The sequence below is a fragment of the Streptosporangium sp. LJ11 genome (genome assembly GCF_051918945.1).
GTDB lineage: Bacteria > Actinomycetota > Actinomycetes > Streptosporangiales > Streptosporangiaceae > Streptosporangium.
The window spans coordinates 42,446-64,928 of record NZ_JBPXMB010000013.1 but is presented as its reverse complement, the minus strand read 5'-3'; the positions used below and the strand labels follow the sequence as shown (position 1 = coordinate 64,928).

Genomic DNA, 22,483 nt, shown 5'->3' with positions numbered 1-22,483 from the left:
CGCGTCTCGCGACCGCCCGCGGGGCCGGTGGGCTCCCGGCCCGGCGGCCACGGGAGGCCGCCCTCGCGCCCGCCGGTGGACCGGGGGATCGGGGGATCGCCGGTACCGGTGAGGACGGCGCGACCGGCCACCGGCGGTGTTCCGGCGTGTTCCGGCGCGGCGGCGGGGGGCGGCGACAGGGGTGATCGCCGGGCCGAGCGGGCGAAAGATCCGATCGCCGCCGAGTACGGGGGCGCCCGGACGGCTCCCAGTACTCTTGTCCCATGACAAGCACTCCGTCTTTCCGCGAAGTCCTGGCCGAGCGCGTGATGGTCGCCGACGGGGCAATGGGGACGATGCTTCAGGCCCACGACGTCACCATGGATGACTTCCAGGACCATGAGGGCTGCAACGAAGTGCTCAACGTCACCCGTCCGGACATCGTCCGCGCCGTGCACGAGGCCTATTTCGAGGTCGGGGTCGACTGCGTCGAGACCAACACCTTCGGGGCCAACCTTTCAGCTCTCGGCGAATACGACATCCCCGAGCGCGTCTTCGAGTACTCCGAGGCCGGTGCCCGCGTCGCCCGCGAGGCCGCCGACGCCTGGTCCACCCCCGACCGCCCGCGCTTCGTGCTCGGCTCCATCGGCCCCGGCACCAAGCTCCCCACCCTCGGGCACAAGCCGTACGCCGAGCTGCGCGACGCCTACTACGACAACGCCGCGGGCCTGATCGGCGGCGGCGCCGACGCGCTGATCATCGAGACCTCCCAGGACCTGCTCCAGGTCAAGGCGGCGGTGATCGGCGCCCGCCGGGCCATCGCCGACTCCGGCCGCGACGTGCCGGTGATCGCCCAGGTGACCATCGAGACCAACGGCGCGATGCTGCTGGGCTCGGAGATCGGCGCGGCCCTGACCGCGATCGAGCCGCTCGGCGTCGACGTGATCGGCCTCAACTGCGCGACCGGCCCCGCCGAGATGAGCGAGCACCTGCGCTACCTGGCCCGCCACGCCCGGGTCCGCCTGTCGTGCATGCCCAACGCCGGGCTGCCCGTGCTGACCTCCGACGGCGCCTACTACCCGCTGAGCCCCGAGGAGCTGGCCTCGGCGCACGAGAACTTCACCCGCGACTACGGGCTCTCCCTGGTCGGCGGCTGCTGCGGCACCACCCCCGAGCACCTGCGCCAGGTCGTCGAGCGGGTCCGTGGGCGGGAGACGGCCCCGCGCCGCCCCCGCCCCGAGGCCGGCGCCTCCTCCCTCTACCAGAGCGTCCCCTTCCGCCAGGACATCTCGTACCTGGCCATCGGCGAGCGCACCAACGCCGTCGGCTCCAAGGTCTTCCGCGAGGCGATGCTCGCCCAGGACTGGGAGGAGTGCGTGGAGATCGCGCGGGGGCAGGCCCGCGACGGCGCGCACATGCTCGACCTCTGCGTCGACTACGTGGGCCGCGACGGCGTGGCCGACATGAGGGAGCTGGCGTTCCGCTTCGCCACCGCCTCCACGCTGCCGGTCGTCCTCGACTCCACCGAGCCCGCCGTCCTCGAGGCCGGGCTGCAGATGCTCGGCGGGCGCGCGGTCGTCAACTCGGTCAACTACGAGGAGGGCGACGGCCCCGAGACGCGCTTCCACCGGAACATGACCCTGGTCCGCGAGTACGGCGCCGCCGTGGTCGCCCTCACCATCGACGAGCAGGGCCAGGCCCGCACCGCCGACTTGAAGGTTCAGATCGCGGTCCGCCTCATCGAGGACCTTACGGGCAACTGGGGCATGAACATCGAGGACATCCTCATCGACATGCTCACCTTCCCCATCGCCACCGGCCAGGAGGAGACCCGGCGCGACGCGCTGGAGACGATCGAGGCGATCAAGGAGATCAAGCGGCTCCACCCCGGCGTGCAGACGGTCCTGGGCCTGTCGAACGTGTCGTTCGGCCTCAACCCGGCCGCCCGCGTCGTGCTCAACTCGGTCTTCCTCAACGAGTGCGTCAACGCCGGCCTGGACGCGGCGATCGTGCACGCCTCCAAGATCCTGCCGATGGCGCGCATCCCCGAGGAGCAGCGCGAGGTCGCCCTGGACATGATCTACGACCGGCGCAGGGAGGGCTACGATCCGCTGCAGCGGTTCATGGAGCTGTTCGAGGGCGTCGACACCGCCGCCCTCAAGGAGAGCAAGGCCGAGGAGCTCGCCGCGCTGCCGCTGTGGGAGCGGCTCAAGCGCCGCATCGTCGACGGCGAGCGCAAGGGCCTGGAGGCCGACCTCGACGAGGGCCTCGCCCGGCGCCCCGCCCTGGAGATCGTCAACGACGTGCTGCTGGACGGCATGAAGACCGTCGGCGAGCTGTTCGGCTCCGGCCAGATGCAGCTGCCGTTCGTGCTCCAGTCGGCCGAGGTGATGAAGACCTCGGTCGCCTACCTGGAGCCGCACATGGAGCGGGTCGAGGGCGAGATCAAGGGCCGCATCGTGCTCGCCACCGTCAAGGGCGACGTGCACGACATCGGCAAGAACCTGGTCGACATCATCCTCTCCAACAACGGCTACGAGGTCGTCAACCTCGGCATCAAGCAGCCGGTGTCGGTCATCCTGGAGGCCGCCGAGGAGAAGAAGGCCGACGTCATCGGCATGTCCGGGCTGCTGGTGAAGTCCACGGTCATCATGAAGGAGAACCTGGAGGAGATGAACTCCCGGGGCATCTCCGAGAAGTTCCCCGTGCTGCTCGGCGGGGCGGCGCTGACCCGCGCCTACGTCGAGCAGGACCTCGCGGAGCTCTTCCAGGGCCAGGTCCGCTACGCCCGCGACGCCTTCGAGGGACTGCGCCTGATGGACGCCTTCATGGCGGTCAAGCGCGGGGAGAAGGGCGCGAGCCTGCCGCCGCTGCGCGAGCGCCGGGTCAAGGGCGGCGCCACGCTGGTCAGGACCCCGGTGGAGGAGCTGCCCGCCCGCTCCGACGTGGCCACCGGCAACCCGGTGCCGACGGCGCCCTTCCTCGGCGAGCGCGTCATCAAGGGCGTGCCGCTCGCCGAGTACGCCGCGTTCCTGGACGAGCGGGCGACGTTCATGGGCCAGTGGGGCCTCAAGGCCGCGCGCGGCGGCGACGGGCCCTCGTACGAGGAGCTGGTCGAGACCGAGGGCCGCCCGCGCCTGCGGATGTGGCTGGAGCGGATGCAGACCGACGGGCTGCTGGAGGCGGCGGTCGTCTACGGCTACTTCCCGTGCGTCAGCGACGGCGACTCGCTGATCATCCTGGACGAGGGGGGCAACGAGCGCACCCGCTTCACCTTCCCGCGCCAGCGGCGCGACCGGCACCTGTGCCTGTCCGACTTCTTCCGCTCCAAGGACTCCGGCGAGGTCGACGTCGTCGCCCTCCAGGTCGCGACGATGGGCAACCGGGTCTCCGAGGCCGCGGCCGAGCTGTTCGCCAAGGACGCCTACCGCGACTACCTGGAGCTGCACGGCCTGTCGGTGCAGCTGACCGAGGCCCTGGCCGAGTACTGGCACGCGCGGGTGCGCTCGGAGCTCGGCATCGGCGGCGACGAGTCCCTGGAGGACATGCTCAAGGTCAACGTCGCCGGCTGCCGCTACTCCTTCGGGTACCCGGCCTGCCCCAACCTGGAGGACCAGGTGCAACTGATGGAGCTGCTCGATCCGGCCAGGATCGGCGTCGAGCTGTCGGAGGAGTTCCAGCTCCACCCCGAGCAGTCGACGTCCGCACTGATCGTCCATCACCCCGAGGCCAACTACTTCAACGTATGACCGGCGTGTGATCGGCAGGGGGTTCACCGGGAATGGAAGCGGTTCTCTTCGACATGGACGGTCTTCTCGTCGACAGCGAGAAGATCTGGTTTCAGGTCGAGACCGAGGTGATGGAACGGCTCGGCGGCGAGTGGGGGGAGGCCCACCAGGAGAATCTGGTGGGCGGCTCCATGCCGGCCACCGTGGCCTACATGCTCAGGATCTCCGGCGGGGGCGCCACCCCCGCCGAGGTGGAGACCTGGATGCTGGAGGGCATGACCGCCAGGCTCGCGGGCGGGGTGGAGATGATGCCCGGCGCCGCCGAGCTGCTGGCGGAGGTGCGCGGGCACGGCCTGGCCACCTCCCTGGTCACCTCGTCGGTCCGGCCGATCGCCGAGGCGTGCCTGCGGAGCATCGGCGACCACAACTTCGACCACGTGGTCACCGGTGACCACGTCACCAGGACCAAGCCCCATCCCGAGCCCTACCTGACGGCCGCCCGGCTGCTGGGGGTCGATCCGGCCCGCTGCGTCGCCCTGGAGGACTCCCCGAATGGGGTGACGTCGGCCACCGCCGCGGGCTGCCGGGTGGTGGCGGTGCCGAGCGTGCTGCCGATTCCCGCCGCGCCCGGCCGCCTCGTCGTCGACTCGCTGCTGGAGGTCGACGTGGCGATCCTGCGTTCGCTGTCCTCCGGCGAGCCGTTCGAAGTCGGGGATCGCCCCTGATCTTTCCCGCGAACCGCCCCGTATCCCCTAAGGGGTGATCCCTCCTCAGGAAGGAGGGCCCGTCCCGGTTCCACGTGCCAGGATGGAGATCGGGTAAGCCGATACGAGGGGCGGTCCGCTATGTCGTTCGAACAGATCGCGTGGTTGCCGCTCTGCGCCGGGGTCACCGGCGTGGGGCTGGTGCTGAGTTTCCTGCTGATGCGGCGCCGGGGGGCCGCGGCGGGGTTGCGCGCCGCGGCCTGGTCGCTGCTGCCCGTGGCCGCCTACCTGACCGGCGCGCTGCCGACCCTGTGGCAGATCGGCACGGCGATCGGCGGGTTCGTCACCGGCCTGGCGTTCAATCCCGTGGTGTGGGCCGGGGTGGGGGTGGCAGGGCTCTCCGCGCTGCTCTTCCTGGTCTCCGGCTTCCTGCGCGGACGCCGCCTCAGGGCCGCCGCGTCCTCGGGGTCCTCGGGGTCCGGGGCCTCCCCGGCGCCCGTCGCGAGCGCCCCGGCCGCCTCGGGGCGGCGCGGGGCCGTGACACCGGGGGCACCGGCGGCACCGGGCGCGACGGCCGTCACGCAGCCGCTGCCCAAGCGCACGCCCGCGCCCTCGCCCGTTTCCAAGGCCGCCGGGTCCAGGCCCGCGGCGAAGCCGGCGGCCGACGACGACTTCTCCGATATCGAGGACATCCTGAAGCGCCGGGGGATCGGGTGACGCTACGTCATCGCCTCGTTTCCATGTCACGAATCCGAGACAGAAGCGGAACGGCTTCCGGACATTACCTTCAAGATCAAAACGAATGAATTTCACGTGAATCACAGTTGAGCCACATAGCGCCTCAGGGGACTGGTCAGCGCAGTTCAGCCCATAGATTCTGCGCACGGGACCACTAATAGCGGCCCGTAGACTTACGGCGCGCTACCCCGACCCGGGGGACGCGTTGACGGACGACGTCGTCTGGGATCCAGGGGGCCAACTGTATGACCGCACCGCTCGACGCCCCCGGTAAGACCACCGAGGTCTCGCCGGAGGCAGTGCTCGCGGGAGCGGGCGTGAAAGCCATCCAAGGCCGATCGCTCGGGCAGATCGCGTGGATGCATCTGAAGCGCGACAAGGTCGCGCTCATCGGTGCCGGCGTGGTCGTCCTGCTGATCCTCACGGCGGTCTTCGCTCCGCTGATCGTGGACGTGTTCGGTCATCCGCCGAACGAGTTCCACCAGGAGATGATCGATCCCTCCACCATGGCGCCCCAGGGCGGCACGGGCATCAGCGGGGACTTCCTGTTCGGGGTGGAGCCGCTCAACGGCCGTGACCTTTTCAGCAGGGTGGTCTACGGAGCACGGATCTCGCTGCTGATCGCGGTCCTCGCCACCGTGCTCTCGGTGGTCCTCGGCACCGTCATGGGAGTGATGGCCGGTTACTTCGGTGGCTGGGTCGACACCCTGATCAGCCGCACGATGGACGTCTTCCTCGCCTTCCCCCTCCTCGTCTTCGCCATGGCCCTGGTCGGTGTCCTCGGCCAGTTCGAGCAGAGCCTCGGGGTGCAGGGCGACACGCTGCGCATCGGTCTGCTGATCTTCGTGATCGGCTTCTTCAACTGGCCCTACATCGGCAGGATCATCAGGGGCCAGACGCTGTCACTACGGGAACGCGAGTTCGTCGACGCCGCCCGTAGCCTGGGCGCCCGCGGACCGTACATCCTGTTCCGGGAGATCCTGCCGAACCTGATCGCGCCGATCCTCATCTACGCGACGCTGCTCATCCCCACGAATGTCCTGTTCGAAGCCGCGCTCTCGTTCCTGGGAGTCGGTATCCAGGCGCCCACGGCGACCTGGGGAGGAATGCTCTCGCAGGCGGTGAAGTACTACAACGTGCCGCATTTCATGTTCTTCCCCGGTATGGCGATCTTCATTACGGTGCTGGCTTTCAACCTCTTCGGTGACGGGCTGCGCGACGCCCTCGACCCGAAGGCGTCCCGTTGACCCTCAACCTCCCGTTCTCCCGGATTAACAAGGGGTGCAAGTAAATGAACAAGAGATCCGCGCTGGCCTTCGCGGCCGCGGGTGCCGCTCTCTCCCTGGGGCTCTCGGCCTGTGGCGGTGGCGGCGGTGAGACGAAACCGGCCGATGGTTCGTCGGCCGCGCCGGCGGCCGCGGACGCGTTCAACGCGGGCCTCGACAAGGTGTTCAACCCTTCTGACAAGAAGGGTGGCGTCCTGAAGATGGCCATCTCCGAGGACTGGGACTCGGTGGACCCCGGTGACACCTACTACGCGCTCTCCTGGAACCTGGTCCGTATCTACGGCCGTTCGCTGGTGACCTACACCCCGGCCCCCGGCGCCGAGGGCCGCAAGCTCTCCCCCGACCTGGCCGAGAGCCTGGGCGAGTCGAGCGACGACGGCAAGACCTGGACCTACAAGCTTCGCGCCGGCGTGAAGTTCGAGGACGGCACGCCGATCACGTCCAAGGACGTCAAGTACGCGGTCCTGCGGTCCATGGACAAGGAGACCTTCGTCAACGGCCCGACGTACTTCAACGACTGGCTGGACCTGCCGAAGGACTTCAAGACCGTCTACAAGACCCCGGACGTCAACACCGACTCCGCGATCGAGACGCCGGACGACCAGACGATCGTCTTCCACCTGAAGAAGGCCTACGCGGGCTTCGACAACTTCGCGGCGCTGCCCGGCACGATCCCGGTCCCCCAGGCCAAGGACACCGGCGTCAAGTACCGCGAGCACGTGATCGCCTCCGGCCCCTACAAGTTCGACAAGGTCGAGCCCGGCAAGCAGTACACCCTGGTCCGCAACGAGAACTGGGACCCGGCGACCGACCCGATCCGCAAGGCGCTGCCCGACAGCTACGAGATCTCCCTCGGCGTCAACGCCGACGACCTGGACAACCGGATCATCTCCGGCGACCTGCACATCGACCTCGCCGGCTCGGGCGTCCAGCCCGCCGCGCTCGGCCGCGTGCTGGGCGACCCGGCGCTGAAGGCCCGGGCCGACAACCCCACCGGCGCCCGCACCTGGTACACCTCGATCATCCCCGACGTGGCCCCGCTGGACAACGTGGAGTGCCGCAAGGCGATCATCTACGGCGCCGACCGGGTGGGCCTGCAGAACGCCTACGGCGGCGAGTTCGCCGGCGGTGAGATCGCGACCGGCCTGATGCCGCCGTCGATCGGGGGCTGGAAGAAGCTCGACCTCTACCCGACCGGCACCGGCGACGTGGAGAAGGCCAAGGCCGCGCTGGCCGCGTGTGGCAAGCCCGAGGGTTTCGAGACCATCATGGCCTACCGCGCCGACCGTCCCAAGGAGAAGGCGACCGCCGAGTCGCTCCAGCAGGCGCTGGCCAAGGTCGGCATCAAGCTGACCCTCAAGGGTTACCCCACCGGTGACTACTTCTCGCTCTACGCCGGCAAGCCGGACTTCGTGAAGAAGAACGGCATCGGCCTGGCCACCAACGGCTGGGGCGCCGACTGGAACGACGGCTTCGGCTTCATGTCGCAGATCGTCGACAGCCGCACCATCCGTGAGTCGGGCGGTAACTACAACCTCAGCGTCAAGGACAAGGAAATCGACGCGAAGATCGACCAGGTCTTCACCGAGGCCGACGTCGCCAAGCGTGACGCGCTCTGGGGCGAGATCGACCAGCGGGTCATGGAGCAGGCCTACGTGCTTCCCGCGGTCTGGTCCAAGGGCGTCATGGTCCGTCCCATCGGCGCGACGAACATCTTCGTCACCGGTGCGTTCGACATGTACGACTACCTGAACATCGGTGTCCAGTAACCGTCGGAAATCCTGTTCAGTTAGTCGAGTTCGGTTAGTCGAGGCTTGAAGGGGCCGGCCCGCGCGGTCGGCCCCTGGAGCCGGGGGGACTGTGGTCACTTACATCATCCGCCGTTTGATCGGCGCGGCGCTCATGCTCGTCATCGTGAGCATGGTCACGTTCTCGATCTTCTTTGTGATTCCCCGTGTCGCGGGGGCCACAGCCGAGGACTTCGCCAGCCGTTACATGGGCAGAGCCGCCAACACGGAGATGATCGCGGTCACGGCGGAGAAACTCGGGTTCAACGACCCGGTTCCCGTGCAGTACGGCCGCTGGATCTCGGGTGTCTTCGTCGGCTCGACGTACGACACCGGCGCCTCCATCGAGGAGTGCCCCGCCCCCTGTTTCGGCTACTCCTTCATCAGGAGGCAGCCGGTCTGGCCCGACCTGGTGGAACGCATCCCGGTGACCCTCTCGCTCGCCCTGGGCGCGTCGGTCATCTGGTTGCTCGGCGGCGTCGCGACGGGCGTGCTGTCCGCGCTGCGAAAAGGCACGATCTTCGATCGGGCGGCGATGAGCATCGCGCTCGCCGGGGTCTCTCTGCCGATCTTCTTCACCGGCATCGTCTCCCTCGTCGTCTTCAGCTACGGGCTGGGTATCACCGCGCCGGGCGGCAGTTTCACGCCGTTCCTGGAGAATCCAGCGCAATGGGCCTACAACCTCCTCCTGCCATGGATCACCCTCGCATTCCTCTATGCCGCGTCCTACGCGCGCCTGACCAGGGCGGGAATGCTGGAGACCATGGGTGAGGACTACATTCGCACGGCCAGGGCCAAGGGCATGCACGAGTCCAGAGTGGTCGTCAAGCACGGGCTGCGCGCCGCGCTGACCCCCATCCTGACGATCTTCGGTCTGGACCTCGGACTGCTGCTCGGCGGCGCGGTGCTCACCGAGAGCACGTTCTCGCTGAAGGGCATCGGCGACTATGCCGTCCAGGCCATCGTGACGAACGACCTTCCGAAGATCATGGGTGTCACCATGGTCGCGGCGCTCTTCGTCGTGCTGGCCAGTCTGATCGTCGACCTGCTGTACGCGGTGGTCGACCCGAGGGTGAGGCTGGGATGAGCGCTCCGTCGAGCTTTCTCGAACTGAGGGATCTGCGGATCCACTTCCCGACGGACGACGGCCTGGTCAAGTCCGTCGACGGGCTCTCCTTCCAGCTGGAGCGCGGCAAGACGCTCGGTATCGTGGGAGAGTCCGGATCCGGCAAGAGCGTCACCTCGCTGGGCATCCTCGGACTGCACAAGGGTGGCCGGGCGAGGATCTCCGGTGAGATCTGGCTGGACGGCGAGGAACTCGTCGCCGCCTCGGCCGACCACGTCCGGACGTTGCGCGGCAAGAAGATGGCGATGATCTTCCAGGATCCGCTCTCGGCGATGCACCCCTTCTACACGGTGGGCGCGCAGATCGTGGAGGCGTACCGGATCCACAACCAGGTCAGCAAGAAGGTCGCGCGCAAGCACGCCATCGACATGCTGGGCCGGGTGGGCATCCCACAGCCGGACAGGCGCGTCGACAGCTACCCGCACGAGTTCTCCGGCGGTATGCGCCAGCGCGCGATGATCGCCATGGCGCTCTCCTGCGACCCGGAGCTGCTGATCGCGGACGAGCCGACCACGGCCCTCGACGTCACGGTACAGGCGCAGATCCTGGACCTGATGCGCGACCTGCAGCGTGACTTCAACGCCGCGCTGATCGTCATCACCCACGACCTGGGTGTCGTCGCGGAGCTGGCGGACGACATCCTGGTGATGTACGGCGGGAAGGGCATCGAGTACGGCACGGCGGAAAGCATCTTCGACCGGCCGGAGCATCCCTACACCTGGGGTTTGCTGGGATCGATGCCACGCCTGGACCGGGAGCGGACCGAACGGCTGCTGCCGATCAAGGGCAGTCCTCCCTCCCTGATCAACGTGCCCGCCGGGTGCGCCTTCAACCCGCGCTGCGACTACGCCGACCGTACCGGCGGAAGGGCGAACACCGAGGTGCCCGAGCTGCTCGAGAGCGACGGCGGTCATCTGGTCCGGTGTCACCTGCCCCGTGAGGTCAGGCGGGACATCTGGGAGAACGAGATCAAAGCGAACCTGGGGTCCTCGTGAGCGAGCGAGCCGACAAGCCCGTTGCCCCGGCCGCGCGTTCGACGAACGGAAAGTCTGTGACCGAGCCAATTCTGTCAGTGCAAGGGCTGGAGAAGCACTTCCCGGTAACCAAGGGTCTGTTCAAACGCCAGGTCGGTGCGGTCAAAGCGGTCGACGGGATCAGCTTCGACGTCCGCAAGGGTGAGACCCTCGGCCTGGTGGGCGAGTCCGGCTGTGGCAAGACCACGACCGGTCGCATGATCACCAGGCTCATCGAGCCGACCGGCGGGAAGATCATCTTCGAGGGACACGACATCACTCACATGTCGCAGTCCAAGATCCGGCCCCTCCGGCGCGACGTGCAGATCATCTTCCAGGATCCCTACTCCTCGCTCAACCCCCGCCACACGGTCGGCGCCATCGTCGGCGCCCCGTACCGCATCCAGGGGATCCAGACCGAGCAGGGCACCAAGAAGGCGGTCCAGGAGATCCTGGAGCTGGTCGGGCTCAACCCCGAGCACTACAACCGCTACCCGCACGAGTTCTCCGGCGGCCAGCGCCAGCGCATCGGCATCGCCCGCACGCTCGCCCTCAAGCCCAAGCTCATCATCGCCGACGAGCCGGTCTCCGCGCTGGACGTGTCGATCCAGGCCCAGGTGGTCAACCTCCTGGAGGACCTCCAGGACGAGCTCGACCTGACCTATGTGGTCATCGCGCACGACCTGTCGGTGGTCCGGCACATCAGCGACCGGGTCGCGGTCATGTATCTCGGCAAGATCGTCGAGTTGGCCGACCGCAAGGACCTGTACGAGTCGCCCATGCACCCGTACACCACCGCGCTGATGTCCGCGGTGCCCGTTCCCGACCCGGCCCGGCGCAAGGACCGCGAGCGCATCCGCCTCCAGGGCGACGTGCCCAGCCCGCTCAACCCGCCGCCCGCCTGCCGGTTCCACACCCGGTGCTGGAAGGCCCAGGAGATCTGCAAGACGGTGGAGCCGCCGCTGGCGACGCTGGCCCCGGGGCATCAGGTCGCCTGTCACTTCCCGGAGAACGCCCCCACCGAGCAGGCGCCCCCGCAGCTCGTCTCCGGCTGACCACTCGCCGCACCCCGCCCGCACGGAGTCCCCGTGCGGGCGGGGTGCGTTCGGGGGTCACCGGGGGTCAGGGCAGCGCGCCCGGCGTGATCAGGCCGGTCTCGTACGCGAGGACGACGGCCTGGACGCGGTCGCGCAGGCCCAGCTTGGTGAGCACGTTGCCGACGTGGGTCTTGACCGTCGTCTCGCTCACCACCAGCTGGGCGGCGATCTCCGCGTTGGACATGCCCTTGGCGATCAGCCGGAGCACCTCCAGCTCGCGCTCGGTCAGCCGATCCAGGCGCGCGGGGGTCGACTGCTGGTGCGCCGAGGGCAGGTGCGCGCCGAACTTGTCCAGCAGCCGCCTGGTGACGCTCGGCGCGACGATGGCGTCGCCCGCCGCCACCACCCGGATGGCCTGCACCAGTTCCTCGGGCGGCACGTCCTTCAGCAGGAACCCGCTCGCCCCGGCGCGCAGCGCCTCCACGATGTACTCGTCGAGGTCGAAGGTCGTCAGCACCAGCACCCGCGGCACGTGCGCGCCCACGGTGGCCTCCCGCACGATCCTGCGGGTCGCCTCGATGCCGTCCACACCCGGCATCCGGATGTCCATCAGCACCACGTCGGGCAGCAGCGCCCGCGACTGGTCCTGCGCGGCCTTGCCGTCCCCCGCCTCGCCGACCACCGTGAGATCGGGCTCGGCCTCCAGGATCAGGCGGAAGCCCGTGCGCAGCAGCGGCTGGTCGTCCACCAGCAGCACTCTGATCGTCATCACGTGTCCTTGAGGGGGAACCGGGCATTGACCTCGAACCCGCCCCCGTCGCGCGGGCCGATCCTCAGAAGTCCACCATAGAGGGCGACACGTTCCCGGATGCCCGCCAATCCGTGCCCGGTCACCTCCTCGTCCGCGTCGCGCGCCGCCGGGCCGAGGCCGTCGTCCTCGACCTGGACGGCCAGCTCGCCCGGCTCGTGCCGTACCGTCACCCAGGCCCGCGCCTGCGGCCCCGCGTGCCGCAGGCTGTTGGTCAGGGCCTCCTGGACCAGTCTGTACGCGGCCAGGTCGACACCGGGAGGCAGTTTTCTTCTCGTTTCCCGCGTTCCCTCCGTTCCGTCCGTCCCGTCCGTCCCGTCCGTCCCTGACGTTCCTGTCGCGCCTGGGGTGTCCCGCTCGCCGTCGATCCACAGCTGCGTCCGCAACCCCGCCTCGCGCATCTGGTCGACCAGGGCCGGGATCTCGCGCACCCCCGGCTGCGGGTTGCGCTCGGCGGGTGTCCCGTCGGTCCTGAGCACGCCCACCATGCTGCGCATCTCCGACATCGCGGTCCGGCCGAGCTTCTCGATCGCCGACAGGGCCTCTCTCGCCCCGGCGGGGTTGCTGGCCAGCACCCGTCGCGCCGCCGCGGCCTGCACGGTCATCACGCTCACGTGGTGGGCGACCACGTCGTGCAGCTCACGGGCGATGCGGGAACGCTCCTCGGCCCTGGCCGCCCGGGTGTCGGCCTCCCGGGCGCGTTCCATGCGCCGTGCCCGGTCGCGCAGCTCCGCCTGGTAGGCGCGGCGCAACCGCACGCTCCGGCCGGCGATCCACAGGGAGGCGGTGAACACGGCCATCAGCAGGTGACCGCTCCACCCGCCGAGCCCGGCGAACCCGCCGCCCGCCGCCGACGACAGGAGGTGACCGGTGAGGGCCAGCGCCGGGGCGCACAGGCTGAGCGCCAGACCGCGCCCGGCGGCGATCGTGTAGACCAGCACCAGGGTGACGAGCCAGAGCAGGGAGGGGCTACGTCCCGTGGAGGCCAGCGTGACCTCGGCCACGCAGACCAGGAAGAGCACCAGGAACGGCCGGTGACGGCGCAGCGCCACCGACAGGCAGCCCGCCACGATCAGGCCGAGGCCCATCGCGTCGGGCGTCCTGAGGCGGTCGGGGTCGCCGAGGACGTGGGCCGCGTGGGCGAAGGGAACCGAGGCGGCGGCCAGCGCTCCACCGAAGATCGCGTCGGGAATCAGCGGGTGCCCGCGGAACCACGTCCGAAGGCTGCCGATGGTGTTGCGCACACAATCAATTTAGGCGCCCTTCCTCCGGCGCCACCCTGCCAGAGGCGGATATCGCCCTCATCCCCGCGAAGGATTCCCCCCCGCGGAACACCTGACGGCCGCGCCGCGGACGGGTTCGTGGAGCACCTGACGGCCGCGCCGGGGACCGGCTCGTGGAACGCCGTGAGGCCGCGCCGGGGATCGGGCCGGAGAGAGCGCCGTGAGGCCGCGCGGGGAGTCCGGGCCGAGGAGCACGTCACAGCTCGTCGGTGGCCGCCCTCGAGGTCCTGGCGGGGCGCCGGTTGCTGCGGACGGTGTCGCCGGGCTGCCGCTCGGGAACGGGCGGGGGAGTGCCGCCGAACTCCGGGCACAGGTCCTGGTAGCTGCACCAGCCGCACAGCCTGCTGGGCCTGGAGCGCCACTCGCCCGTCTCCAGGGCCCGCTCGATGGCCTGCCACAGGGCCTGGACCTTGCGCTCGGTGGCCAGCAGGTCGGCCTCGTCGGGGACGTAGCGCAGGACCTCGCCGCCGCCGCCGAGATACATCAGCTGGAGCATGCGGGGCACCGAGCCGCGCAACCGCCACAGGACCAGCGCGTAGAACTTCATCTGGAACAGCGCCTTGGCCTCGAAGGCGGGCCCCGGGGCGCTGCCGGTCTTGTAGTCGACGACGCGGACCTCGCCGGTGGGCGCCACGTCCAGCCGGTCGATGTAGCCCCGCAGCATCAGGCCGCTGCCGAGCACCGCCTCGACGTAGAGCTCCCGCTCGGCGGGCTCCAGGCAGGTGGGGTCCTCGAGGGTGAAGTAACGCTCCAGCATGGCACGGGCCTGGGCCAGCCACTCGGCGCGGTCGTCGTCGCCGGTGAACATGCCGGCGTACGACGGATCCTCCTCCTGGAGCCTGCGCCACTGCGGCTCCAGCAGGTCCTGGGCCGCGGAGACCGTGCGCTCCTGGGCGGGCAGGTCGTACAGGCGCTCCAGCACCGAGTGGACCATGGTGCCGCGCACCGCGGCGGGCGACGGCGGCTCGGGAAGCCGGTCGATCACCCGGAAGCGGTAGAGCAGCGGGCACGTCATGAAGTCACCCGCGCGCGACGGCGAGAGGGCTCCGACGATCGTGGGCTCGGTCAGCGACATGACCGCACTGTAGGTCACGGTGACGACAGTTTGTGCCCGAGGCGGCCTCGTGGCGTCTGCCGGGGGCCCGATGGCGCGTACCATCGAGGCCTGAGGGTGGAGGGGACGAGGAATGGTGAGCCAGCGGTGAGCAGCGACAGCCCACGCCAGGACAATCCAGGGCTGCGGATGGGCCGCCCGTTCGGCATTCCGATCTACGTCTCGCCGACCTGGTTCATCGTGGCGGCCTTCATCACCTACTCGTTCCAGAGCGTGGTGGCCTACCGGCTGCCCGACCTGAGCACCCCGCTCACGTACGTCGTCGCGTTCGTCTTCGCGGTGCTGCTGTACGTCTCGGTGCTTTTGCACGAGCTGGCGCACTGCGTGGTGGCCAGGATGTACGGCCTGCCGGTACGGCGCATCACGCTCTACCTGCTCGGCGGCGTCTCGGAGATCGAACGCGAGCCGGAGACCCCCGGCAGGGAGTTCATGGTCGCCTTCGCCGGGCCGCTGCTCTCGCTCGGGCTGGCCGCGCTCGGCTTCGCCGCCTCCTACGTCATCGACCCCGGCACGATCGTCGGTGTCCTGGTCTTCCAGCTCTGGCTCGCCAACCTGATGGTCGGGGTCTTCAACCTGCTGCCGGGACTGCCGCTCGACGGCGGGCGCATGCTGCGGGCGGGCGTCTGGAAGATCACTCGCAAGCCGGTCTCCGGCACGATCGCGGCGGCCTGGGCGGGCCGGGTGCTGGCCGTCGCCCTGGTCGTGCTGCCCGTCGGGCTGACGCTGGTGGCCGGGCAGGAGCCGGAGACGACCATGCTCATCTGGTCGATGCTGCTGGCCGCCTTCATCTGGTTCGGCGCCACCCAGGCGCTGCGCGGCGCCCGCGTGCGGGCCCGCATCCCCGAGGTCAACGCCCGCGCCCTGGCCAGGCGGGCCATCGCGGTGACCGGCGACGTGCCGCTGGCCGAGGCCCTGCGCCGGGCCGCGGAGGCGCGGGCGGGGGCGATGGTGGTGGTCGACCACGAGGGCCATCCCACGGGCATCGTCAACGAGGTCGCGGTGGAGGCCACCCCGGAGAGCCGCCGCCCCTGGGTGACGGCGGGTTCGCTGGCGCGCAGCCTGGAGCCGTCGCTGGTGCTCGCCGCCGACCTGGAGGGGGAGCCGCTGATCGACGCGATGCGCGAGTCCCCGGCGGGGGAGTATCTCCTGGTGGAGCGCGGCGGCGAGATCTTCGGCGTGCTCGCGACCTCGGACGTGAACCGCGTATTCAGCGGGGTTTAAGCGAACCACATGTGGTTCACAGGCGTCTCACTGGATACTCGCCGATGACGGGGACGGCAGGAGAGGATCACGTGTTCGTCCCCTCGTTTTCGGCACATACCAGGATCAGGGTTTTGGTCGGCGAACGGGCCGGCCAAGTAGCTTAAGGGACGTCAATTGGCACCCCCCCGAACACCGGCTCCGGCCGGCGATCTGACGCCGGATCTCCTCGGCGCCCCCGAATGGACCGACCAGATGGTCGCGGCCGCGGGCATCCCCATGTACGACATCCCGTTCCTCACGGTCGGCGGCGGCATGGGGTCCTTCGTGACGCTCGACTACCTGAGGATCTACGGCGTTCCCACCTCGCAGATGCGGGTGGTGTCCAACATCGACCATCCGTGGCAGACCTACGAGTTCCTCACCAGGTGCTCGCAGATCCCCCGGGGGGAGCGGATCCGCTCCGACTCCTCCTCCCGCCCGGACAACCTGTGGGGATTCCCCTCCTACGCCCTGGAAGAGGCGTGGAAGGAGAAGAGGCCGTCGTACCTGTGGCAGATCCTCACCGAGCCGCTCCTGAACGACTACTGGACCCCGCGCGCCGGCACCGTCTTCGAGAACCTCGAACGCGAGGCCAGGCGCATCGGCTACTGGGACATGCTGGTCAAGGGCCAGGTGCGGATGATCCGCCGCAGGGCGGGCGGCGGCTACTTCACCGTGGTCACCCCGCCCGACGGCGCGGCGCCGACCAAGCGCATCATCTTCCGCTCGCGCTTCGTGCACGTCGCGATCGGCTACCCGGGCCTGAAGTTCCTGCCCGACCTGCAGGAGTTCCGCACCAAGCACGGTGACTACCAGCACGTCGTCAACGCCTACGAGCCGCACGAGCAGGTGTACGAGTTCCTGAAGACCCGGCCGGGCACCGTGGTCATCCGCGGCGGCGGCATCGTCGCCTCCCGGGTGCTCCAGCGGCTGTTCGACGACCGGGAGAAGTACAACCTGCAGACCCAGATCATCCACATCTTCCGCACGTTCGTCAGCGGCTCGCACGGCCCGCACGTCTGGTCGCGCCGCAAGGGCGGGGACGGCTGGGCCTACCAGGGCTTCAACTATCCAAAGTCGGTGTGGGGCGGCCAGCTCAAGGCGCAGATGCGCAAGCTGGAGGGCCCCGAGCGGGCGAAGAAGTACAAGGAGATGGGCGGCACCAACACCCCCTTCAGGCGGCGCTGGCAGGAGCAGATGCGGGCGGGCCGCAGCGGCGGCTACTACCACGCCGTGCAGGGCACCGTCGACCGTGTGGAGCAGAGCCGCGACGGGCGGCTCGTCAGCTACGTGCGCAGCGGCGACGGCATCGTCAGGGAGCCGGTGTCCGACTACATCATCGACTGCACGGGCCTCGAGGCCGACATCGCCGAGCACCGGATCTTCGCGGACCTGCTCCAGTACGGCGGGGCGGGCCGCAACCCGGTGGGCAGGCTGGACGTGGAGCGCCACTTCGAGGTGAAGGGGACGGCCAGCGGCGACGGCGCCCTCTACGCCTCGGGGTCGGCCACGCTCGGCGGCTACTTCCCCGGCGTCGACACCTTCCTCGGCCTGCAGATCGCGGCCCAGGAGATAGCCGACGACCTGGCGAGGCGGGGATTCGTCAAGAAGATGGGACCGCTGCGGTCGACCTCGCAGTGGTTCAAATGGGCCCGCAACTCGTCGGTATAAGGAGCGATTCCCGTGGTTCCGACCCTGCTGGGCCGTATTCAGACGCGCCTGTTCATGCTCGCCACCGTCGGTGTGGTCATCACCCTGCTGATCGTTCCGCTGCTTCCCGGTTCCGGGCCGCTCTCCGGCCGCTACGTCAACGGCCTCCTCGTCATCGCGGCGGTGGCCGTGCTGGGGGTCGTCTGGGAGCTGATATACCACTTCCTGATGCAGTTCAGATGGGAGAAGGACTGGCCGACCCTCTTCGGCCTGCTGACACTCGTGCCCGAAGGTCTTGTGCTGTACTTTTTGCTACGGTCCGGTGCAGTTGATTTCATCGATCCGGTCCCGCCTGCCGCCTTCTGGACGCACTTCACCGTCGTCTGGGTATGCATCTGGTTGGTGACGAACGGCCCCATGAGGGTGCCGTTCATCCGGTGGCGTTTCCGGGGAGGGAGAGTTCTGTGACCGACCAGGGCTTCGGGGTGGTGCGTCCGCTTCCGGGCAACGGGCTGGTGGCCCACGAGGGCGGCCTGCTGCTGGTGTGCGACGCGGCCGAGGCCGTCGTCGAGGATCTGCTGGGGGCGCTGCGGGAGACCGCGGCCTCCGGCGGCGACGGCCGGGCACTGGCCCGCCGGGTCGCCCAGATCCTCGCCGTCATGATGGGTGAGCCGGTGGCGTGCGCCGTCGCCGGTCCCGTCAGCGGGGGAGTGGCCGTCCTGGTCAGCGGCCCGGCGTTCGCGTCGGTGACCGGCGCGAACGGTGAGATCCAGCTCGCCGGCCGTGACGCGCTCACCTGGTCCGACCGGTTGGTCCCCGGCCCGGTGACCCGGGTGGAGCTGCGCCTGCCCGACGCCGGGGACGCGCACCCGCTGTCCCGGCTGGACGCCGGGGTGATCGTCGCGGGCGGGGTCCGGTGTGACCCGACCGAGGCGGGTGCCGCCCCGCGGGCCGTGCCCCGGGCCGTGCCGCGGACGGAGTCCGCCGCGCCCCAGGGGCAGCACGCCCAGCAGAACGTCCAGCACGCCGCGCCCCGGATGGAGCCCGCGGCCCCCGCGCCCACCCCGATGCCCGCGCCGCCCGAGCGGTCGGCGCCCCCCGAGTGGTCGGCGCCCCCGGAGGCCGCCCCGCCCGCGCCCTACCCGATGGGCCCGGCCGAGCCCTACCCCCCGGTCGCCCCGCCCGTGGAGCCGCGGCGCGAGCCGCAGCCGCAGGGGTGGCACTCCGAGCCGATGCCCGCACAGGGCCCGCTCTCCTCTCCCGGCCAGCCGGGTGGCCATTCCGGCGGTCCCTCCACCGGGCCCGCCCCCGCGGTCGTCCACCACGAGGACATCGACACCGCCATGGCGAGCGGGATGGGCGGGGACCCCATCGACGTGCGCGATCAGCCGTTCGAGTACGAGCTGCTGACGCCCGGGGGGCCGCAGCAGGGGAACGAGCCCTCCGGTCCCGCGGCCGAGCCCGAGTCGCGGCCGCTGGTCTACGGGGTCGACTGCAAGAACGACCACTTCAACGACCCTCGCGTGCCCTACTGCGCGGTCTGCGGCATCGCGCTGGTCCAGCGCACCCTCGTCCCCTACAAGGGGCCGCGCCCGCCGCTGGGGGTGCTGCTCCTGGACGACGGCCTGACGCTGCGGCTCGACACCGACTACCTGGTGGGCCGCGACCCCGAGCGGGCTCCCGAGGTGGCCGACGGCTCGGTGCGCCCGGCCAAGGTCACCAGTCCCGACGGCTCGGTCTCCCGCCGTCACCTGCGGGTGGCGCTGGACGGCTGGGACGTCAACCTGGTCGACCTGGGGTCGGTCAACGGCACCCAGATCCAGCCGCCCGGCGACCCCAACTTCTACGACATCCCGCCGAACGAGCCGGTCGCGATCCTGCCCGGCACCACCGTGCGGATCGGCGTCTCGCGCACCATGCGCTACGAGTCGCACCGCAACCGCTGAGGACGCCTGCCGCTGGGAACGCCTACGGCTGGGAACGTCTCGCGCCTTCCGGGCGGGACGGGCGGGCGGTCAGGGCCGCACGACCGGTGCGACCGGTACGACCGACGCGCGCAGGGCGGAGACGGCCTCGGCCCAGTCGACCGGGTCGGCGTCCTGCTCGGCGCGGACCAGCAGGTGGGCGCCTCCCGGGGCGTTCGCGGTGTCGGCGGCCACGACCAGCGCGCCTTCCGGCACCGGGCCCGAGGTGGCCTCCACCCCGAGCCTGACCAGCCGCTGGGCCAGTGCCGAGGCCCGGTTGCCCCCGACGAGGACCAGGGGACATCCCCGCAGCGCCGCGAGGGTGAGCGCCACGTGGGCGGCCGCGTCGCCTCCCGGGCCGTGGTGCACCGCCACCGGCCCCGGCACGGAGCCGGGCCCGGCCTGCCCGAGCGGGGACGGGGACGACGGGGACGACGGGAACGGCTCGGACGGTGAGCCGGTACCGGCCACGGTCACCACGCGGCAGGTGGCGCCGTCGCGCACACCGGCGTGGCCGGGGGCACCGGCGGGCAGCACCAGCAGGTCGGGACGGGCGCCGGAGGCCAGCCCCGGCAGCTCGCCCGCCACGTCCGCGCTGAACCGGCTCACCACCCTGCTGTCCGAGCCGCGCTCGCGGGCCGTGGCGGCCAGCGTCTCCAGCTCCTGAAGGGTCTCGGCCAGCTCGGCCAGTTCCGAGGAGAGGCCGCTGCCGACCTCCAGACGGCCCGCGGGGTAGGGGCGCAGGTGGCCAAGGACCACCTCGGACGGGGTTTTCGCCAGAGCCAGGCTGGTGGCCAGGCCGACCAGCGGTGCCTGCTCGGCGGGAGGTTCCGGCACGATCACCAGCACCCGGTGGGCGGCGGTCACCCCGAGGGCGGCGCGCTCGGCGTCGGCGACGTCGCGGGCCACCCGCCGGTCGGGGTAGAGCCGGCGCACCAGCGGGCCGGTCATCGCGGTCGTGACCAGGGCCATGACCACCATCAGCGAGTACAGCTCGTCGTCGAGCACGCCCTTCTGCAGGCCGACGGTGAGGATGACGATCTCGGTGAGCCCCCGCGTGTTGAGCAGGGCGGCCAGCGTCCAGGACTGCCGGGCGGGCAGCCGCTGCGTCCGGGCGGCGGCGTAGGAGCCGAGCACCTTGCCGCCGATCGCGACGGCGAGGATCGCGGCGAGGGTGCCGAGGCTGGACAGGTCGAGCTCGCGCAGGTTGACGTTGAGGCCCGCCACCACGAAGAACATCGGCAACAGCAGCAGCACGGCGAGCTGCTCCAGCCGCTCCAGGATCTCGTGGTTGAGCCGCTCGGCCCCCTCGCGGGGCATCACCGTGCCGAACACGAACGCCCCGAAGATGAAGTGGACGTGCATCCACTCGGTGGCCCAGGCCGACCCGATCAGGCCGATGAGCACCAGCGAGAGCAGTCCGGGCGTGAGCCGCCCCGCCCTCTCGTACGCGGGCACCAGGCGGGCCAGCAGCGGCTTGACCACCAGGAACATCACCAGCGCGTACGGCAGGGCGAGCAGGACCTTCCACTGTCCCTCGGCCTCTCCCGCCCCTGCGATGCCCACCACCACCGCCAGGACGGTCCAGGCGAGCACGTCGATGACGGCGGCCGAGGCCAGGGCGAGGCCGCCGAGGGTGATGCGCTGCATTCCCCGGTCGGTGAGGATCCTGGCCAGCACCGGGAACGCGGTGGCGGCCATCGCCGCGCCCATGAACAGCACGAACGGCAGGGTCCTGTCGCCGCCCACGTGCTCACCCGCGATGGCCAGCGCGAGCACGCACCCCAGGACGAACGGCACCACCGTCGAGCCGAGCGCCACGGTCACCGCGATCCGGCCCTTGCCCCTGACCAGCTTCTGGTCCAGCTCCAGGCCGACGACGAACATGAACAGCACGAGGCCGACGTTGGCCAGAGCCTGCAGCGGGGGCCGCATCTCGGGGCCGAACAGCTCGTCGCCGATCAGGGGCCCCAGCAGGGTGGGGCCGAGCAGGATGCCCGCCACGATCTCGCCGATGACCGGCGGCTGGCCGAGTCGCCTGGCCAGCGCTCCGAACAGCCGGGCCGCCGCGAGGACGATGACGAGGTCGAGCAGGAGCAGGTCCATATGGAGCACGTGACGGCACGCTTTCCGTAAGCAAAGAAAAGCCCCGAGAATGTCGAGGGCGACGTTACCGTGTGGGGAATGTCGCCGCGAACATCGCGCGGGCATGGAGGGAGACCGTTGGTGGAAGGCATCGCCGACTACGAGTTCGTCCGGTCACTGGGGGCGGGCAACCACGGCGAGTTCTACGTGGCGAAGCGGCCGGAACGGTTGCCCGTCGAGGCGGACCTGGTCGCGGTGAAGGTGGTGGGCGGCACCGGGAACGACGCGTTCCGGCGCGCCACGAGGGAGTTGAAGGCGTTCGCCGCGGTGCGCTCGCCCTATCTGGTGCGGCTCTACGACGCCGGGCAGCAGGGCGGGGTGTTCTACTACTCGATGGAGTACCTGCCGGGCGGCTCGCTGGCCCGTCCCGCGGAGCGCCCCTCGCGCGAGCGGGTGTTGCGCTCGATCGCCTGCGTCTCCCACGCGGCGCAGGCGCTGCACGAGGAGGGGATCGTCCACCGCGACATCCGTCCCGGCAACGTGCTGCTCACCGACGACGGCGGCAAGCTCTCGGACCTGGGCCTGTCGCAGGTGCTGACGCCGGGCGCGACGGTGACCGGGATGGGCGACATCGGGTCGGCGGAGTTCACCGATCCCCTGCTGCTGCAGGGGGAGACCCCCAGCCCCGCGGGAGACGTGTGGTCGCTGGGCGCGACGCTGCACTGGGCGGTGAGCGGCAACGGGCTCTACGGGGAGCTGCCCACCCACGACCCGCTGCTGACCCTGCGCAGGCTGAACAGCACGCCGCCGTCGATCGACCCGGGCCTGGAGCCCGAGCTGTCGGACCTGGTGCAGGCCTGCCTCGGTGACGCGGCCAAGCGGCCCACCGCCAGGGGGGTGGCCGACCGGCTCCACGCGCTGCTGTCCTGAGGGCCCTGC

17 protein-coding genes are annotated in these 22,483 nt (G+C 70.3%); 13 read left to right on the top strand and 4 right to left on the bottom strand.

Going from position 1 to position 22,483, the window contains the following annotated elements:
- Positions 1-263: 263 nt before the first annotated feature.
- The 8 genes from metH to ACTOQ3_RS20160 all read left to right on the top strand — a co-directional run bounded on the left by metH (position 264) and on the right by ACTOQ3_RS20160 (position 11,416).
- A complete protein-coding gene (gene metH / locus ACTOQ3_RS20195; protein ID WP_440084910.1) occupies positions 264-3,728 on the top strand; it encodes a methionine synthase in 3,465 nt (1,154 codons plus the stop codon).
- A gap of 32 nt (positions 3,729-3,760) precedes the next feature.
- A complete protein-coding gene (locus tag ACTOQ3_RS20190) occupies positions 3,761-4,432 on the top strand; it encodes an HAD family hydrolase (RefSeq protein ID WP_440084909.1) in 672 nt (223 codons plus the stop codon).
- 120 nt (positions 4,433-4,552) lie between these two features.
- Positions 4,553-5,128 carry a cellulose synthase gene (locus ACTOQ3_RS20185; protein WP_440084908.1) on the top strand — a complete coding sequence of 192 codons (576 nt, stop codon included), beginning with the start codon at positions 4,553-4,555 and terminating at the stop codon, positions 5,126-5,128.
- 266 nt (positions 5,129-5,394) lie between these two features.
- On the top strand, positions 5,395-6,396 hold the full coding sequence (locus tag ACTOQ3_RS20180) for an ABC transporter permease (protein ID WP_440084907.1): 1,002 nt from the start codon (positions 5,395-5,397) through the stop codon (positions 6,394-6,396).
- 44 nt (positions 6,397-6,440) lie between these two features.
- Positions 6,441-8,204, top strand: coding sequence for an ABC transporter substrate-binding protein (locus ACTOQ3_RS20175; protein WP_440084906.1), 1,764 nt, complete (start codon positions 6,441-6,443; stop codon positions 8,202-8,204).
- A gap of 91 nt (positions 8,205-8,295) precedes the next feature.
- Positions 8,296-9,309, top strand: coding sequence for an ABC transporter permease (locus tag ACTOQ3_RS20170; protein ID WP_440084905.1), 1,014 nt, complete (start codon positions 8,296-8,298; stop codon positions 9,307-9,309).
- Complete coding sequence (locus ACTOQ3_RS20165; protein ID WP_440066131.1) at positions 9,306-10,343, top strand: ABC transporter ATP-binding protein; 1,038 nt, start codon at positions 9,306-9,308, stop codon at positions 10,341-10,343. The genes ACTOQ3_RS20170 and ACTOQ3_RS20165 overlap by 4 nt, the downstream gene beginning before the upstream one ends.
- Before the next feature lie 56 nt (positions 10,344-10,399).
- Complete coding sequence (locus tag ACTOQ3_RS20160; RefSeq protein WP_440084904.1) at positions 10,400-11,416, top strand: ABC transporter ATP-binding protein; 1,017 nt, start codon at positions 10,400-10,402, stop codon at positions 11,414-11,416.
- A 67-nt stretch (positions 11,417-11,483) separates the two neighbouring features.
- On the opposite strand, the gene ACTOQ3_RS20155 is transcribed toward ACTOQ3_RS20160, so the two are convergent.
- From ACTOQ3_RS20155 to ACTOQ3_RS20145, 3 genes are all read right to left on the bottom strand, one after another.
- Positions 11,484-12,167: a response regulator gene (locus ACTOQ3_RS20155; protein WP_440084903.1), complete on the bottom strand. Its 684-nt coding sequence runs from the start codon at positions 12,165-12,167 to the stop codon at positions 11,484-11,486.
- On the bottom strand, positions 12,167-13,450 hold the full coding sequence (locus ACTOQ3_RS20150; protein WP_440084902.1) for a sensor histidine kinase: 1,284 nt from the start codon (positions 13,448-13,450) through the stop codon (positions 12,167-12,169). Before ACTOQ3_RS20150 ends, ACTOQ3_RS20155 begins: the two co-directional genes overlap by 1 nt.
- A gap of 235 nt (positions 13,451-13,685) precedes the next feature.
- A complete protein-coding gene (locus ACTOQ3_RS20145; RefSeq protein WP_440084901.1) occupies positions 13,686-14,564 on the bottom strand; it encodes a RecB family exonuclease in 879 nt (292 codons plus the stop codon).
- 168 nt (positions 14,565-14,732) lie between these two features.
- Here ACTOQ3_RS20145 and ACTOQ3_RS20140 point away from each other — a divergent pair, with 168 nt between their 5' ends.
- From ACTOQ3_RS20140 to ACTOQ3_RS20125, 4 genes are all read left to right on the top strand, one after another.
- Positions 14,733-15,824 (top strand): site-2 protease family protein, encoded by a 1,092-nt coding sequence (locus tag ACTOQ3_RS20140; RefSeq protein WP_440085038.1) that lies wholly within the window; start codon positions 14,733-14,735, stop codon positions 15,822-15,824.
- 156 nt (positions 15,825-15,980) lie between these two features.
- Positions 15,981-17,516, top strand: a complete 1,536-nt coding sequence (locus ACTOQ3_RS20135; protein WP_440084900.1) for a hypothetical protein — start codon at positions 15,981-15,983, stop codon at positions 17,514-17,516.
- 12 nt (positions 17,517-17,528) lie between these two features.
- On the top strand, positions 17,529-17,963 hold the full coding sequence (locus ACTOQ3_RS20130; RefSeq protein ID WP_440084899.1) for a hypothetical protein: 435 nt from the start codon (positions 17,529-17,531) through the stop codon (positions 17,961-17,963).
- Positions 17,960-19,441, top strand: a complete 1,482-nt coding sequence (locus ACTOQ3_RS20125) for an FHA domain-containing protein (RefSeq protein WP_440084898.1) — start codon at positions 17,960-17,962, stop codon at positions 19,439-19,441. Before ACTOQ3_RS20130 ends, ACTOQ3_RS20125 begins: the two co-directional genes overlap by 4 nt.
- Before the next feature lie 69 nt (positions 19,442-19,510).
- On the opposite strand, the gene ACTOQ3_RS20120 is transcribed toward ACTOQ3_RS20125, so the two are convergent.
- Entirely contained in the window at positions 19,511-21,565 is a 2,055-nt protein-coding gene (locus ACTOQ3_RS20120; protein ID WP_440084897.1) for a cation:proton antiporter, read from the bottom strand.
- 120 nt (positions 21,566-21,685) lie between these two features.
- Between ACTOQ3_RS20120 and ACTOQ3_RS20115 the strand changes: the two genes are divergently transcribed.
- The gene (locus ACTOQ3_RS20115) at positions 21,686-22,474 is read left to right on the top strand and encodes a serine/threonine-protein kinase (protein WP_440084896.1); all 789 of its coding nucleotides are present in this window, start codon (positions 21,686-21,688) and stop codon (positions 22,472-22,474) included.
- Positions 22,475-22,483: the final 9 nt, after the last annotated feature.

Bases quoted from the DNA above. Each gene is read 5' to 3' on its own strand.
- ACTOQ3_RS20190 (WP_440084909.1), top strand. From the start codon at position 3,761: ATGGAAGCGGTTCTCTTCGACATGGACGGTCTTCTCGTCGACAGCGAG.
- ACTOQ3_RS20155 (WP_440084903.1), bottom strand. From the start codon at position 12,167: ATGACGATCAGAGTGCTGCTGGTGGACGACCAGCCGCTGCTGCGCACG.
- ACTOQ3_RS20140 (WP_440085038.1), top strand. From the start codon at position 14,733: ATGGGCCGCCCGTTCGGCATTCCGATCTACGTCTCGCCGACCTGGTTC.
- ACTOQ3_RS20175 (WP_440084906.1), top strand. From the start codon at position 6,441: ATGAACAAGAGATCCGCGCTGGCCTTCGCGGCCGCGGGTGCCGCTCTC.
- ACTOQ3_RS20120 (WP_440084897.1), bottom strand. From the start codon at position 21,565: ATGGACCTGCTCCTGCTCGACCTCGTCATCGTCCTCGCGGCGGCCCGG.
- ACTOQ3_RS20185 (WP_440084908.1), top strand. From the start codon at position 4,553: ATGTCGTTCGAACAGATCGCGTGGTTGCCGCTCTGCGCCGGGGTCACC.
- ACTOQ3_RS20145 (WP_440084901.1), bottom strand. From the start codon at position 14,564: ATGTCGCTGACCGAGCCCACGATCGTCGGAGCCCTCTCGCCGTCGCGC.
- ACTOQ3_RS20180 (WP_440084907.1), top strand. From the start codon at position 5,395: ATGACCGCACCGCTCGACGCCCCCGGTAAGACCACCGAGGTCTCGCCG.
- metH (WP_440084910.1), top strand. From the start codon at position 264: ATGACAAGCACTCCGTCTTTCCGCGAAGTCCTGGCCGAGCGCGTGATG.
- ACTOQ3_RS20165 (WP_440066131.1), top strand. From the start codon at position 9,306: ATGAGCGCTCCGTCGAGCTTTCTCGAACTGAGGGATCTGCGGATCCAC.